Raw genomic sequence first — 15,816 nt, 5'->3', positions numbered from 1 at the left:
CCATGAGCGAACCGCTGATCCAGCTAGCCGGCATCCGCAAACGCTACGGCGGCCACAACGGCGCACCGCAGACCGAAGTGCTGCGCGGCGTTTCCCTGTCCATCCGGACCGGCGAGTTCGTCGCCATCGTCGGCACTTCGGGCTCGGGCAAATCCACCCTGATGAACATCCTCGGCTGCCTCGACCGCCCCAGCGAAGGCCGCTACCGCTTCGCCGGCCAGGATGTCGCCGGCCTCGACGACGACCAGCTCGCCTGGCTGCGCCGCGAGGCGTTCGGCTTCGTGTTCCAGGGCTATCACCTGATCCCATCGGCCTCGGCCCGGGAAAATGTCGAGATTCCCGCCATCTACGCCGGCACGCCCGCCGAGCAACGCCACCAGCGCGCCACCGAACTGCTCGCCCGGCTCGGCCTCGACGAGCGCATGGACCACCGCCCCAACCAGCTTTCCGGCGGCCAGCAGCAGCGGGTTTCCATCGCCCGTGCATTGATGAACGGCGGCCACATCATCCTCGCCGACGAACCCACCGGCGCCCTGGACAGCCGCAGCGGCGCCGAGGTCATGGCGCTGCTGGAGGAACTGGCCGACCTCGGCCACACCATCATCCTCATCACCCATGACCGCGAAGTGGCGGCTCGCGCCCGGCGCGTCATCGAAATCCGTGACGGGCAGATCCTCAGCGACAGCGGCAACGCAGCCACCCCACCCCATGCACCGGACGTCATGGCCGAACGCCTCACCCGTGGCGACAGCGGCGGCGCTTCGCTGCTGGCGGACATCCGCGAGGCCATGCAGGCGGCCTGGCGCGTCATGTGGATCAATCGCTTCCGCACCGCCCTCACCCTGCTCGGCATCGTCATCGGCGTCGCCTCGGTGGTGGTCATGCTGGCGGTGGGCGAAGGCAGCAAGCGCGCCGTGATGAACCAGATGGGCGCCTTCGGCTCCAACCTCATCTACCTCTCGGGCCTCGCCGAAACACCGCGCAGCCCGGCCGGCATCGTCACCCTGGCCGACGTCGAAGCCCTGGCCACCCTGCCCCAGGTGAAGATGATCATGCCGGTCAACGGCGGCGATACCACGGTGCGCTACGGCAATGTCGACCACCTGGCCTACACCCGCGGCAACGGCGTCGACTTCCCGCGCATCCTCAACTGGCGGGCGGTGGAAGGCACCTTCTTCACCCAGGCCGACGAAGACAGCGCCGCCGCCGTCGCCCTGATCGGCAAGAAGGTGAAGGAGAAGCTCTTCCGCAATGGCGAAGACCCGCTGGGGCGCTACATCCTGATCAACAACGCGCCGTTCCAGGTCATCGGCCTGCTGGCGGGAAAAGGCGCCAGCTCCGGCGACGAGGACGCCGACAACCAGATCGTCGTGCCCTACTCCTCTGCCAGCGTGCGCCTGTTCGGCCAGCCGAATCCGGAATTCGTGATCATCGCCGCCGCCGACTCCGAGCGCGTACACGAAGCCGAGCAGGCCATCGACGCCCTGATGCTGCAACTGCATCGCGGCGCACGCGATTACGAGCTGACCAACGACGCGGCGATGATCCAGGCCGAAGCCCGCACGCGGAACAGCCTGTCACTGATGCTCGGCGCCATCGCCGCCATCTCCCTGGTGGTCGGCGGCATCGGCGTGATGAACATCATGCTGATGACGGTTCGTGAAAGAACCCGCGAGATCGGCATCCGCATCGCCACCGGCGCCCGCCAGCGCGACATCCTCCGCCAGTTCCTCACCGAGGCCGTGATGCTGACCCTGACCGGCGGGCTGGTGGGCCTGGCCCTGGCCATGCTGATCGGCGGCGGCCTGATCCTCGCCGAGGTGGCCCTGGTGTTCTCCCTGCCCGCCGTGCTCGGCGCCTTTGCCAGCGCCCTGTTCACCGGCATCCTGTTCGGCTACATGCCGGCGCGCAAGGCCGCGCAGCTGGCGCCCGTGGTGGCCCTTTCCAGCGAATGACCCCGATGAAGCCACGCCCGACCCTGTTCTCGCTCTGCATCCTCCTGGCCGCCTGCGGCTCGCCCCTGGAAAAGCCAACCAGCAGCATCGCCCCGCCGGCCGCCTGGCAAGGCCCGGACGATGACGGCGCCGTCACCGTCAGCGCCCATTGGTGGCGCAGCTTCGGCAGCGCGGAACTCAGCGGCCTGATCGAACAGGCCCGACTCGCCAACCAGGACCTTGCCGCCGCACTGGCCCGGGTGCGCCAGGCCGAAGCCTCGGCGCGCATCGCCGGTGCCGCGCTGCTGCCAAGCCTGAACGCCAACCTCGATGCCAACCGCGAGACCCTGATGAGCGGCGACGGCTACAGCGGCATCGACGCCAGCAGCGAAGAAAAGCGCTTCGACTCGTTCAGCGCCGTGCTCAATGCCAGTTACGAAGTGGACTTCTGGGGCGCCAGCGCCGCCGGCCGCGACGCCGCCCTGCAACGCCTGCGCGCCAGCGAGGCGGACCGCGCCACCCTGGAACTGACCATCAGCGCCGGCGTGGCCAGCACCTACATCCAGGCCCTGGCGCTCCGGCAACAGTTGCTGATCGCCCGGCAGAACCTGGCCAATGCCGAGCAGGTACTGGAGCTGGTGCAGTCACGCCACAGCGCCGGCGCCGCCACCCAACTGGAACTGGCGCAGCAGCGCAGCCTGGTCGCCGCGCAGAAACGCCAGCTCCCGCTGCTGGCGCAACAGCAGCGTGAAGCCGAAATCGTCCTGGCGGTGCTGCTCGGCCAGCCGGCGCAAGACCTGAAACTGACCGGCCGGCTGGAAGAATTGGCCAATCCGGGCATCGACGCCGGCCTGCCCAGTGACCTGCTCACCCGCCGCCCCGATATCGCCAGTGCCGAAGCGCAGCTGGTGGCCGCCGATGGCGACCTCAAGGTGGCCCGCGCGGCCATGCTGCCCAAGCTGACCCTCACCGCCAGCCTCGGCAGCGGCGCCGACCGCTTCCATGACGCCATGCGCAATCCCTACTACAACCTGGCCGCCGGCATCGCCGCCCCCATCTTCAGCGGCGGCCGCCTGACCGCCGAGCGCGACCGTGCCAGGGCCCGCCAGGAGGAATTGCTGGGCAGCTACAACACCGCCATCCTCAACGCCCTGGCCGACGTGGAAAAAGCCCTCAGCAGCGCCGACGGCCTCGACCGGCAACGCCGCTGGCAAGGGGAAGCAGTCGAGCACGCACGCATCGCCTTCGAGCTGGCGGAAACCCGCTACGAGGCCGGTGCGGAAACCCTGCTCAACGTGCTGGAAACCCAGCGCACCCTGTTCCAAGCCCAGGACCAGCAGGTCCAGCTGCAACTGGCGCGGTTGCAGGCGTCGGTGAGTCTGTACCGGGCGCTTGGTGGCGGCTGGCGCCCACAGCAGCCTTTGTAGGCAGCGTTGCGCGCTGCATGGCGATTGCAATCGCCCCCACAACGGAGCGGCTCGCCCCGTGGCAGCGAATTCATTCGCGAATGAATTCGCTGCCACGGGAACCAGACCATATCTGGTAGCGATGATGGACCTGGGAAGCGTGGTCCACCCCACGAAACGCCTGCTACACCGTCCTTCCCATGCTCCGCGCATAGAACGGCCTTCGCGGTGCGCGCTCGAGCAGGTCAGGCACATCCTGATCCGCACTGAAGGCAACGCGCAGCGCCAGCTTCATGGTTTCGAGATCGGTCTCCACCCTGGTCATCTGCGCATCCTGCAGCCACTGGCCGCAGCCATGGGTGGTCGGGCCGAGCCAGGGCTCGTCCACCTCCACCCACTTGCCCGGCGCGAACCAGGGCACGCCGTTCACCTCGCGGCGCACCACCTGGCCCGGATGGGCGCGTTCGTGGGCGCGGAACCAGTCTTCCAGGCGGTCATCGATCCAGCCGTGGAACGACCAGAACACCGGGTTCACATGGGACGAGAAGGGATCGCCCAGGTAGTCGTTCTCCGCACGGAACCAGCGCGGCGAGAAGTCCACCGGGTCCCGGTCGAAGATCACCGGCATGCCATTGGACGGATCGCGGGTCACCGCTGCCCAGCGCATGTGCAGCCAGTCGTGCATGCCCAGTTCGAGCTGCGAGCCGAACTCGCCGAGCTTCAGTTTCGCCAGGTACTCAGGGTCCTGGTATTGCGCTTCCCACATCTGGAAGTTGGCGTGGAAGGCCTCGTTGCTCTTGATGTCCAGCAGCCATTTGTTGAATGCCTCGTCCTCCGGCGACTCCCAGGCCGGCGGCACGGCGTAGCCGTCCTGGTTCACCGTCTTGGCGGCGAAGTCCTCCAGGCCGTAGCCGATGTACTGGCGTGGCAACGGCAGGCTGGTCCAGGACGGCAGCGGCTGCAGCCGGCGAGCGGTCATCAGCATGTGCCGGTGCATGAAGAGGAAATCCACCCCCGAGCCATTGCGGTGCTTGGCCTTGCCACGGGCATCGCGCTCCCGCCCCACCGGGCCCGGCTGCCAGCCGAGGCCGCGCAGGGCGTCGCGCTTGGCTTCGGCCAGGTCATCCCACTTGTCCCGCGAGGCATGCCAGAGCTGGTGGAACAGGCGATGCCCCGGCGATACCAGCCAGGCCAGCGTCTGCGGCTGGAGCGGTATGCGTTCACGGGCCTCAGGGAAGGCCTGCTTCAGCCCGAGGAACCTCAGCGGCGCGCGCGCCGGTTCGTCCAGCCAGCCCAGGCTACCGCTGAGCGAAGCACTGCTGCCGTCGCTCAGCCAGGTCCCCCAGACTTCATCCAGCAACGCCGTGCATTCATAGGCCGCAGGGCTGCCGGCCTCGGCCAGGCGCCAGCGCACGCGGGCCTGCTGGCTGCTAGAGAGGTCCCCCAGCACCTGGAAGACCTTGCCATCGGAGCCGCGCAGGACGCCACGAATGGAACGGCCGGCAGCGGCCACATCCAGCAGCAGCTCGCACTCGCCTTGCAGGCCCGGCAACCCGGCATCCACGAGGCTGAAACGCCAGCTGCCGCGCAGGCGATTGCCCAGGCGGGTTTCGCTGGTTTCCGGCAAGGTCAGGCTGGCTTCGTCCGGCGTCAGCTTCGCCGCCTCCTTGCGCTCGCGGTCCTGGTACCAGGCGTGGATGGCAGTGGGCACGACCACTGCGGTGGAGGCTGCCACTCCCGCCATGAAGCGTCGTCTGGTGAAGCGCATAACCTGTCGCCTGTCCTCGTGAGCCGTTGTCTATCAAAGCAAGGACGAGCCGTTGTCCGGGAAATTTAGCGGGGAGCAGAAGCACGACCCTGGCCCGTAACCCCATCGTTCGGCCGTGATGGGTTTCGCTTCGCTCCAAGCCATCCGACGGAACTGAGCCGATCCCCCGTCGCAACGCGCCCTAAATTCCCCCCTCCCTCCCGCGTCCTGTTGCAATACGCGTCCATCATCGAGGGAACCATGCTCCGCTCCAGAAAACTCCTGCTGACCGGCATCGCCCTGTTCGTCCCGGCCCTGGCCGCGGGCCTGTTCTTCGGCCAGAAGCACCTGCTGGAAGAAGGCCCCGCCTACCCGCCCAAAGTGATGAAGCACGCCAACGAGCTGCAGGAGCGCATCCTCTCCTTCGACAGCCATATCAATGTGCCCATCGACTACGGCACCCCGGGTTTCGAGGCTGACAAGGACAGCGGCACCCAGTTCGACCTGCCCAAGGCCGCCCGTGGCCGCCTTTCCGGCGCAGCGCTGACAGTGTTCGCCTGGCCGGAACTGTGGAACGGCCCCAATGCGCCGCACCACCCCACTCCGGCCTTCCTGCCCGAGGCGCAGAAGGAGCAGGAGACCCGCTACCGCATCATCACCGGCATCGCCCGCGACTTCCCCAACCAGGCCGCCATCGCCTACACGCCCGAAGACTTCAAGCGCCTGGCCGGCGAAGGCAAGTTCGCCATCGTCATCAGCATGCTCAACGCCTACCCGCTGGGTAACGACATCAACCGCCTGGACCACTGGGCCGCGCGCGGTATGCGCATCTTCGGTTTCAGCTACGTGGCCAACAACGACTGGGCCGACTCCTCGCGCCCGATGCCCTTCTACAACGACACCCCGGATGCCCTCGGCGGCCTTTCCGATATCGGCCGCCAGGCCGTGGGCCGGCTGAACGAGCTGGGCGTGGTGATCGACGTGTCGCAGATGTCGCGCAAGGCGGTGGAAGAAGTCACCCGCCTCACCCGCGCCCCGGTCATTGCCTCCCACTCCGCCGTGCGCGGCCTGGTGGACATCGACCGCAACCTCAGCGACCAGGAGCTGAAGGCTATCAAGGACACCGGCGGCGTGGTCCAGGTGGTCGCCTTCCCCACCTACCTCAAGCCCCTGACCCAGAAGACCCGCGAGCGCCTGAATGAACTGCGCGCCCAGCACGGCCTGCAACCCCTGGAGAACCTCAACCAGGCGCTGATGCCCGCCGACCCGGTAATCGCCATCTGGCCGGAACAGAAGTTCGGCGAATACGCCGGCGCCCTCTACGGCATCCTCGAAGAAGAACCCAAGGCCACCCTCAGGGACTACGTCGACGCCATCGACTACACGGTGAAAAAGGTCGGCATCGACCACGTCGGCATCAGCTCCGACTTCAACGACGGCGGCGGCGTGATCGGCTGGGACAACGCTGGCGAAGCCCGCAACCTCACCGCCGAGCTGATCACCCGCGGTTACTCCGACCAGGACATCGCCAAGCTCTGGGGCGGCAACTTCCTGCGTGTCTGGGGCGAGGTGCAACGCCTGGGCACAGTCGCCACCCATCCCTGACCACCCTTTTCAATCGGATGCAGTCATGACCGATCGCCGTACCTTCCTGAAGCAGGCCGGCCTGTTCACCGCCAGCCTGCCGCTGCTCTCCGCCGTCGAACGTGCCGCGGCCGCCGTGCCCGCCGCCACCGGCGACAAGTGGAACGACCTGCGCGCGCTGTTCGACCTGGACCCGAACTACCTGCACTTCTCCAATTTCCTCCTGGCCTCGCACCCGCGCCCGGTGCGCGACGCCATCGTGCGCCTGCGCGAGCGCTTCGACGAGAACCCCGGCGAAGTGATGGACTGGCACCGCGAAGAAGTCTGGAAACATGAAAATGACGTGCGCGACCAAGTCGGCCGCTACTTCGGCGTAAAACCTGGCCAGGTCGCGCTGATCGGCAGCACCACCGAGGGCCTGGCCACGGTCTACGGGGGCGTGCAGGTGCGCCCGGACCAGGAAATCCTCACCACCGTCCACGAGCACTACTCTGCCTATACCACCCTGGAATTGCGCCAGCGACGCGCCGGCACCCAGGTGCGCAACATCACCCTGTTCAAGGACCCGCAGACGATTTCCCGCGATGAGGTGCTGGGCAACATCGCCCGCGCCATTCGCCCGGAAACCCGCGTACTGGGCATGACCTGGGTGCAGTCGGGCAGCGGCGTGAAGCTGCCCGCCGGCGAAATCGGCGAGCTGGTGCACGAGGCCAACCGCAACCGCGACGAAGCGGACCGGATCATCTACGTGGTGGATGGTGTGCACGGTTTCGGCGTGGAGGATGCGACCTTCGCCGACCTGGACTGCGACTTCTTCATCGCCGGCACCCACAAGTGGATGTTCGGCCCGCGCGGCACCGGCATCATCGTCGCCCGCTCCGAACAGCCAAAAGGCATCATCCCGACGGTGCCGACTTTCACCCAGGGCGAGAACTTCGGCACCCTCTTCACCCCCGGTGGCTACCACGCCTTCGAACACCGCCTGGCCCTCGGCGAGGCCTTCAAGCTGCACCTGCAACTGGGCAAGGCCGATGTGCAGGCGCGCATCCACCAGCTCAACGGCTACCTCAAGCAACGGCTGCTGGAGCACCCCAAGGTCCGGCTGGTGACCCCGGCCAGTCCGGAATTCTCCGCCGGCTTCACCTTCTTCCGCGTCCAGGGGCGCGACTGCGACAGCGTGGCCGCCCACCTGATGAAACACCGCGTGATCGCCGATGCCGTGGCGCGCGATGTCGGCGCGGTGGTGCGCCTGGCCCCGAGCCTGCTGAACAACGAAGCGGAGATCGACCAGGTGATGACGATCCTCGCCCCGCAGCTTTCCTGATCACTTTCCAGCAAGGACTTTCCATGCGCGCTATCACCCCGCTCCTCGCCGGCCTGTTGGCTATCGCCACCAGCGGCGCCCAGGCCAAGGCCGAGCCCGGCCAGGTGTTCAAGGACTGCAAGCACTGCCCCGAGATGGTGGTACTGCCGGCCGGCAGCTTCTCCATGGGCACCCCGGACAGCGAAGTCGGCCGCCAGCCCGACGAAGGCCCGCTGCACACCGTGACCTTCGCCAAACCCTTCGCCATCAGCCGCTTCCAGGTGACGGCGGCGGAATGGGACATCTACCTCAGGGCCACCCGGGTGAAGATCGCCGATGGCGACACCCGCCCCGGCCGCGAATGCATCGCCAGCAAACCGCGCTACGAGCAGGGCCCGCGCCAGCCGGCAGTGTGCATGAGCTACCCCGATGTGCAGGCCTACGTCGCCTGGCTGTCGAAACGGACCGGCAAGCACTACCGGATGGTCAGCGAGGCCGAACGCGAATACGGCTCCCGCGCCGGCAGCGAAGGCCCGTTCCCCTTCCCTTTCGATGAAGGCCAGCCCTACAGCATCGCCAGGCACGCCAACGTCTATGGCGCGGCGGACGGCTACAACTACACCTCCCCGGCGGGCAGCTTCGAGCCCAATGCCTTCGGCCTCTACGACATGCACGGCAACGTCTACGAATGGGTCGCCGACTGCTGGCACGACAGCTACAACGGCGCCCCCAGCGACGGCAGCGCCTGGATGGACGAGAAGTGCGAGCTGGTGCAGATCCGCGGCAACGACTGGGGCGAGCCGCCGATCTTCTCCCGCTCCGGCAACCGCAATAACGCCTACCCCACCGACCGGGGGGACTGGATCGGTTTCCGCGTGGCGCGGGAGCTGTAAGGGTTCTGTCGGTCCAATCGGATTCGGGCCACTTGTCCGGCCCTAAATCCCCCCTCCCCCCGCTCGTCTTCCCCTGTGTCAGCCAATGCCCTGGCCATCGAGGAATCCCCATGACCACCCGTTCCCCCGGCGCCCTCGGCGAACTGCTCAAGCTGCTCAAGCCCTACTGGCCCGTCGTGCTGGTTTCCACCCTGCTGGGCATGGTCGGCGGCCTGTCGGTCACCGCCCTGCTGGCCACCATCAACGAGGGCCTGCATGCCGAAGGCGGCCTGAGCAATGCGCTGGTACTGGCCTTCGCCGGCTTCTGCGTACTGGCCCTGGCCAGCTCGATCATGTCCGACATCGGCAGCAACTTCGTCGGCCAGCACATCATCGCGAGATTGCGCAAGGAACTGGGTGCCAAGGTGCTGTCGGCGCCTATCCAGCAGATCGAGCGCTACCGCACCCACCGCCTGATCCCGGTGCTGACCCACGACGTCGATACCATCAGCGACTTCGCCTTCTCCTTCGCCCCGCTGGCCATCTCGCTCACCGTCACCCTCGGTTGCCTGGGCTACCTGGCCGTGCTGTCGCTGCCGATGTTCCTCATCACCCTGCTGGCCATCGCCGTCGGCTCGCTGATCCAGTACGCCGCCCAGGCCCGCGCCTTCCAGGGCTTCAACGACGCCCGCGAGGCCGAGGACCTGCTGCAGAAGCACTATCGCGGCATCGCCGAGGGCGCCAAGGAACTGCGCATCCATCGCCCGCGCCGCCTGCGCATGCACGAAGAGAATATTCAGGGCACCGCCGAACGCATCTGCAACCTGCAGATCGGCTCGATCAACACCTATGTGATCGCCAAGAGCCTGGGCTCGATGCTGTTCTTCGTGGTCATCGCCATCGCCCTGCTGGTGCAGTCCTTCTGGCCGGCAGCGGACAAGGCGGTGATCAGCGGCTTCGTGCTGATCCTGCTGTACATGAAAGGCCCGCTGGAACACCTGATCGGCGTGCTGCCGCTGGTGGGCCGCGCCCAGGTCGCCTTCCGCCGCATCGCCGAGCTGAACCGCCAGTTCTCATCTCCCGAGACGCAATTACTGGAAGCCGGCGATGACGACCAGCCACGCAACGTGCGCAGCCTGGAACTGCGTGACCTGCGCTATGCCTACCCGCCGGCGGAAGGTGCCGCGCCCTTCCTGCTCGGACCGGTGAACCTGGCGCTGAAGCCGGGCGACATCCTCTTCATCGTCGGCGAGAACGGCTGCGGCAAGACCACCCTGATCAAGCTGCTGCTGGGCCTCTATGCGCCAACAGAGGGGGAGATCCTGCTGGACGGCCAAGCAGTGGACGCCGCCAGCCGCGACGACTACCGCCAGCTGTTCACCACAGTCTTCGCCGACTACTACCTGTTCGACGACCTGATCCAGGGCACCGGCGGCATCCCGGCCGATGCCGGCCGCTACCTGGAACGCCTGGAGATCGCCCACAAGGTCCAGGTGCAGGACAGCACCTTCAGCACCACCGACCTCTCCACCGGCCAGCGCAAGCGCCTGGCCCTGGTCAACGCCTGGATCGAGGAACGCCCGGTGCTGGTGTTCGACGAATGGGCCGCCGACCAGGACCCGACCTTCCGCCGCATCTTCTATACCGAGCTGCTGCCCGAGCTGAAGGCGCTGGGCAAGACCATCATCGTGATCTCCCATGACGACCGGTATTTCGATGTGGCCGATCATCTGCTGCGGTTGGAGGGTGGGAAGGTGGTGAGTGAAAAGCTGGAAACCGAGCCGGCCTGACAACACCCTCGCCCCAGCCCACTGGAACCTCCAGAAACACCCCGTTACACCTCCCCTGGCGGATTCGCCCTTCTCATCCGTCCTTTCCAGACAAGCCCTGAAATTTCGGATTCCCCCATGCGCTCCTTCGCCACCCTCCTCCATCGCTGGGCCGGCCTCGCCACAGCCGCCTTCCTGTTCATCACCGGCCTGACCGGCGCGATCATTTCCTGGGACCACGAGCTGGATGACCTGCTCAACCCACACCTGACGCAGGTCAGCAGCCAGGGCCCGGCCCTCGACCCGCTGGAGCTGGCGCGCCAGGTGGAAGCCCGCGATCCGCGCGCGGTGGTCACCTACGTGCCGCTCGCGCCGGAGCCGGGAGAATCCCTGGAGCTGGGGGTGACGGGCCGGGTCGATCCGGCCACCGGCAAGCTCTTCGAACTGGGCTACAACCAGGTCTTCGTCGACCCGGTCACCGGTACCGAGCTGGGCAAGCGCGACTGGGGCGCGGTCTGGCCGGTGACCAGCGAGAACCTGGTGTCCTTCCTCTACGTGCTGCACTACAGCCTGCACATTCCCGAGTTCTGGGGCATCGACCACTGGGGCCTGTGGCTGCTGGGCATCGTCGCCATCGTCTGGACCCTGGACTGCTTCGTCGGCTTCTACCTGACCCTTCCCGCCCGCCGTCGCCAGGCAGCGGCCAAGGCCGGCAGGGCGGCCGGTGGCGCGTCCTGGTGGCAGCGCTGGAAACCGGCGTGGAAAGTGCGCTGGAACGGCGGCTCCTACAAGCTCAACTTCGACCTGCATCGCGCCTTCAGCCTCTGGACCTGGATCCTGCTGCTGGTCCTGGCCTTCACTGCCTTCTCCCTGAACCTGTACCGGGAAGTCTTCTTCCCGATGATGCAGATGGTCACCGAGGTCACCCCCGGCCCCTTCGACAAGCGCGCGGAAACCCCGGAGAACCAACCCATCGAGCCGCGCCTGGGGTTCGCCGAGGCCATCGCCACCGCCAGGGCCGAAGCCGCCCGTCGTGGTTGGGAGGAGCCAGTGGGCAGCGTGTTCTATGCCCGCAACTACGGCATCTACGGCGTCAGCTTCTATCACCCGGGCGGCGACCATGGCGACGCCGGTGTGGGCCCGGCGGCGCTCTACTTCGACGGCCAGGACGGCAGCCTGCTGGGCGACAGCCAGCCCTGGAAGGGCACCGCCGGCGACATCTTCGTGCAAGCCCAGTTGCCCCTGCATTCGGGGCGCATCCTCGGCCTGCCGGGACGCATCCTGGTCTCCGCCATGGGTGTGGTGATCGCCATGCTTTCGGTCACCGGCGTGATCATCTGGTGGCGCAAGCGCGCTGCCCGCGAACGTTCCCTGCAGAACAAGGCGCAACGCCAGGCAAGTGCCGAAGACGGCGAAATCCTGCCCTCCCGCTGATTCCCATCCCTGTTCAGGCCGGCTTGTCCGGGCCGGCCTGATTGCCCCGGCAAAAATTTTTCGCCGATTCGTTCCGGTTTTTCCTGCCTCGTTCGTTTAATTCCAAACACGAACGAAACTCAATTGCCAACATATCTACGAATCGAGATCAGGAAGATGCCCTTCATACCCGCGTTGTCCCCCTTCACCAAAGCCTTGCTGATGCACCGCACGTTGCAGCGCAACCTCGCAGCCGCCTCCCTCGGCATGGCGCTCACCCTGCCCTTCCCGGCCCTGGTGCAGGCCCAGCAGGTCAACCTGGACATCCCGGCACAATCCCTCGCCGGCGCCCTGCGACAGCTCGGCCAGCAGGCCAACCTGCAGATTCTCTACAGCCCCGGCGACGTGGCCAACCGCCGCAGCGCCGGCGTGCGCGGCAACTACGCGCCCGCTGAAGCCCTGGCCGCCATCCTCGCCGGCAGCGGCTTGCGCTACAGCGTCGATGGCAACACCGTCACCCTGGTTTCCCCCGGCGACAACAGTGCCCTGGAAATGGCGCCCACCAACGTCAACAGCACCGGCCTCGGCGAAACCACCGAAGGCACCGGGTCGTACACCACCGGCGTGACCAGCACCGCCACCAGGTTGCCGCTGTCGATCCGTGAAACCCCGCAGTCGGTCTCGGTGATCACCCGCCAGGTGATGGACGACCAGAACGCCACCAGCATCGGCGACGTGCTGAAGCACACTCCGGGCGTTTCCGTGCAGGCCTATGACAGCGACCGCTTCGAGTACTCGGCACGCGGCTTCGCCATCACCAACTACCAGTACGACGGCGTCAACACCATCTACGACGGCGTCTACGACCAGGGCACCACCCACGTCGACATGGCCATCTACGACCGCGTCGACGTCATCAAGGGTGCCACCGGCCTGATGACCGGCTCGGGCGACCCATCCGCCACCGTCAACCTGGTGCGCAAGCGCCCGACCCGCGACTTCCAGGCCTCCATCACGGGTTCGGCCGGTTCCTGGGACAACTACCGCACCGAGGGCGACGTTTCCGGCTCGCTGAGCAGCGACGGCAGCGTGCGCGGCCGCTTCGTCGGCGCCTACCAGGACCGCAACTCCTACCTCGACCATTACGAACAGAAGAAAGACATCACCTACGGCATCCTCGAGTGGGACCTGACCCCGGATACCCTGCTGACCTTCGGCATCGACCACCAGAATGTCAGCCCGCGTGGCACCTCCTGGACCGGCAACCCGGTGTTCGCCTCCGACGGCAGCAAGCTGGACTTCAACCGTTCCTGGAACCCCGGCACCGACTGGAGCCGCCGCGACTTCGAGTCCTACACCTACTTCACCTCGCTGGAGCAGAACCTGGCCAACGACTGGAAGCTCAAGGTGCACATGAACCAGATGCGCAACGAGCACGACACCCTGCTCGGCTCCGCCAGCGGCGGCAACCCGGACCCGGTCAGCGGCGAAGGCGCCTTCTTCTACTGGGGCCATTGGGAAGGCAAGCGCGTGCAGAACACCTTCGACGCGAACGTCTCCGGCCCTTTCGAGCTGCTCGGCCGTGACCATGAGCTGGTGGCCGGCTTCACCGCCGCCGCCGCCAGGACCACCGGCGATGACTTCGACAACACCGCCTTCGAACTCGTACCCGGCAACATCTACGACTGGAACGGCGACTTCCCGAAACAGAACTTCCCGAAGATCGGCGACTACGAAACCAACCAGCGCCAGAACGGCGCCTACCTGGCCGCGCGCTTCAAGCCGACGGATGACCTGTCGCTGATCCTGGGTAGCCGTGTCAGCGACTTCAAGTACGACGAGAAGCACGACAACCTCGACGGCAGCCCGCGCCTGAACCGCGCCACCTATGAGCAACACGGCGTGGTCACCCCTTACGCGGGCGTGGTCTACGACCTGGACGAGGTCTACTCGGTCTATGCCAGCTACACCGGCATCTACCAGCCACAGACCCTCAAGGACACCAGCTTCAACACGCTCGACCCGGTGGAAGGCTATGCCTACGAGACCGGCCTGAAGGCGGCCTATTTCGACGGCAGGCTGAACGCCAGCCTGGCCGTCTTCCGCATCGAGCAGGACAACGTCGCTTCCTACGTCGATACGGTTGACGGTTTCGACCGCTACCGTGCCATCGAAGGCGCCACCACCAAGGGCGTCGAGCTGGAAATCGTCGGTGAACTGGCGGAAGGCTGGAACATCACCGCCGGCTACACCTACGCCCGCACCCGCGACGCTGACGAGCAACGCGTGTTCGGCTTCCCGCTGGCCGCCACCAAGCCCGAGCATGTGGCCAAGCTGTTCACCACCTACCAATTGCCCGGCGAGCTGAACAAGTTCACCGTGGGTGGCGGCGTGGACTGGCAGAGCGGCTTCTACGCGCAGATCTGGAACCCTGCCCTCAACGACAACGCCATCCTGGAGCAAGGCAGCTATGCGCTGGTCAACCTCATGACCCGCTATCAGCACGACGAGCACCTGAGTGTCTCGCTCAATGCCAACAACGTGCTGGACAAGAAGTACTACAGCGGGATGGGCAACTTCTCCACCGTGTTCTACGGCGAACCGCGCAACCTGATGCTGACCACCAGGTGGGACTTCTGACGGTCCGCAGCGGAAACGACAAAGGCGCCGAATGGCGCCTTTGTTCTAGCTGCCGGCCAGTGGGACGGCACCGCTCTGGGAGGAAAAAGCCAATCCCCCACAAACAAAGCGGGCCGCCAGCGCTGGTTCAACCCAGCAGCTTCCCCGCCACCCACTCCGCCACTTCCCGGTGAATCCCTTCCACCTCGGCGAGCAGTCCCGCCATGCGCAGGAAGTCGTGGGTCAGGCCCGGCTGGCTGAGCAGTTTCACCTCATTGCCCGCCGACTCCAGCTTTTGCGCATAGGCCAGGCCTTCGTCGTGCAACGGGTCGTGCCCGGCGAGGTAGACCAGGGCGGGCGCAAGGCCGGAAAGATCAGGGGCCAGCAGCGGCGAGCAGCGCCAGTCGGCAAGATCTTCCGGGGTGCGTCCGTAGTGCGCGTAGAACCAGTCCAGGGTGGCGGTTTCCAGCAGGTAGCCTTCGGCGAAATCTCGATGGGACGGTCGCTTGCGGGTGGCGTCGGTCACCGGATAGACCAGCACCTGGGCCTTGGGCGCCAGGGGCAGTTCATGGGGCTGGCGGGCGGCGATGATCGACAGCACAGCGGCCAGGCTGGCGCCGACACTATCCCCGGCAAAGGCCACGCGCGTGGGGTCCAGCCCGAGTATCGCGCCTACGCGGTGCAGCCAGATGGCGGCATCGCAGGCGTCTTCCACCGGCGTGGGAAAACGCCATTCCGGTGCCAGGCGGTAGTCCACCGCCAACAGCGCGAAGAGCCCGTGTGCGGCCAGGCGGCGGCAGAGCGCATCGTGGGAATCCAGGCTGCCGACCACATAGCCTCCACCGTGGAAATAGAGCAGCGTCGGCTGCGCCTCGCCGGCAAGCCCCGGAGCCCGGTAGAGCCGCGCCGCAAGGGTCCGGCCATCACGCGCCTGGATGCCCAGCGAGGTGCAGGCGATGTGCTCCAGCGGCTGGTCAAGAGCCAGGGAAGCCAGCTCGAAATCGGCGCGGGCCTGCTCCGGGGTCTGTTCGTGCATGGCCCGGCCCTTGCCGGTCAGGCGGCCGAATTCGACCAGTTCGAGGAAGGCTTCGAGTTCGGGCAGTACGGCCATGGAGTGTCCTTGAATGGAGGGCGACAGATCCTAAGGAACGATTCCCGCCCTCGAACAT

Annotated in this window: 10 protein-coding genes; 8 read left to right on the top strand and 2 right to left on the bottom strand. The window is 66.6% G+C overall.

Translation table 11 applies throughout. The features are described from left to right. Positions 1-2: 2 nt before the first annotated feature. Both FXN65_RS11475 and FXN65_RS11470 read left to right on the top strand, forming a co-directional pair. Positions 3-1,955 carry a MacB family efflux pump subunit gene (locus FXN65_RS11475; RefSeq protein ID WP_151133321.1) on the top strand — a complete coding sequence of 651 codons (1,953 nt, stop codon included), beginning with the start codon at positions 3-5 and terminating at the stop codon, positions 1,953-1,955. A gap of 5 nt (positions 1,956-1,960) precedes the next feature. Further along, entirely contained in the window at positions 1,961-3,361 is a 1,401-nt protein-coding gene (locus FXN65_RS11470) for an efflux transporter outer membrane subunit (protein ID WP_151133320.1), read from the top strand. Positions 3,362-3,524: 163 nt separating this feature from the next. Here FXN65_RS11470 and pvdP read toward each other — a convergent pair whose 3' ends face one another. After that, entirely contained in the window at positions 3,525-5,108 is a 1,584-nt protein-coding gene (pvdP, locus tag FXN65_RS11465) for a pyoverdine maturation tyrosinase PvdP (RefSeq protein WP_151133319.1), read from the bottom strand. A gap of 240 nt (positions 5,109-5,348) precedes the next feature. Here pvdP and FXN65_RS11460 point away from each other — a divergent pair, with 240 nt between their 5' ends. The 6 genes from FXN65_RS11460 to FXN65_RS11435 all read left to right on the top strand — a co-directional run bounded on the left by FXN65_RS11460 (position 5,349) and on the right by FXN65_RS11435 (position 14,668). Beyond that, on the top strand, positions 5,349-6,692 hold the full coding sequence (locus FXN65_RS11460; RefSeq protein WP_151133318.1) for a dipeptidase: 1,344 nt from the start codon (positions 5,349-5,351) through the stop codon (positions 6,690-6,692). A 25-nt stretch (positions 6,693-6,717) separates the two neighbouring features. Continuing rightward, a complete protein-coding gene (gene pvdN / locus FXN65_RS11455) occupies positions 6,718-7,995 on the top strand; it encodes a pyoverdine-tailoring periplasmic protein PvdN (protein WP_151133317.1) in 1,278 nt (425 codons plus the stop codon). Between the two features lie 23 nt (positions 7,996-8,018). Further along, positions 8,019-8,867, top strand: coding sequence for a dihydropyoverdine dehydrogenase (gene pvdO, locus FXN65_RS11450; RefSeq protein ID WP_151133316.1), 849 nt, complete (start codon positions 8,019-8,021; stop codon positions 8,865-8,867). Between the two features lie 110 nt (positions 8,868-8,977). After that, positions 8,978-10,636 (top strand): cyclic peptide export ABC transporter, encoded by a 1,659-nt coding sequence (locus tag FXN65_RS11445; RefSeq protein WP_151133315.1) that lies wholly within the window; start codon positions 8,978-8,980, stop codon positions 10,634-10,636. A gap of 117 nt (positions 10,637-10,753) precedes the next feature. Beyond that, positions 10,754-12,049, top strand: coding sequence for a PepSY-associated TM helix domain-containing protein (locus tag FXN65_RS11440; protein ID WP_151133314.1), 1,296 nt, complete (start codon positions 10,754-10,756; stop codon positions 12,047-12,049). 156 nt (positions 12,050-12,205) lie between these two features. Beyond that, entirely contained in the window at positions 12,206-14,668 is a 2,463-nt protein-coding gene (locus FXN65_RS11435) for a TonB-dependent siderophore receptor (protein ID WP_151133313.1), read from the top strand. A 127-nt stretch (positions 14,669-14,795) separates the two neighbouring features. Here FXN65_RS11435 and FXN65_RS11430 read toward each other — a convergent pair whose 3' ends face one another. Further along, on the bottom strand, positions 14,796-15,758 hold the full coding sequence (locus FXN65_RS11430; protein ID WP_151133312.1) for an alpha/beta hydrolase: 963 nt from the start codon (positions 15,756-15,758) through the stop codon (positions 14,796-14,798). Positions 15,759-15,816: the final 58 nt, after the last annotated feature.

Origin of the sequence: Pseudomonas lalkuanensis (assembly GCF_008807375.1) — a bacterium.
Lineage (GTDB): Bacteria > Pseudomonadota > Gammaproteobacteria > Pseudomonadales > Pseudomonadaceae > Metapseudomonas > Metapseudomonas lalkuanensis.
The sequence above is the reverse complement of the archived record's forward strand: the minus strand, read 5'-3'. Positions and strand labels throughout refer to the sequence as shown.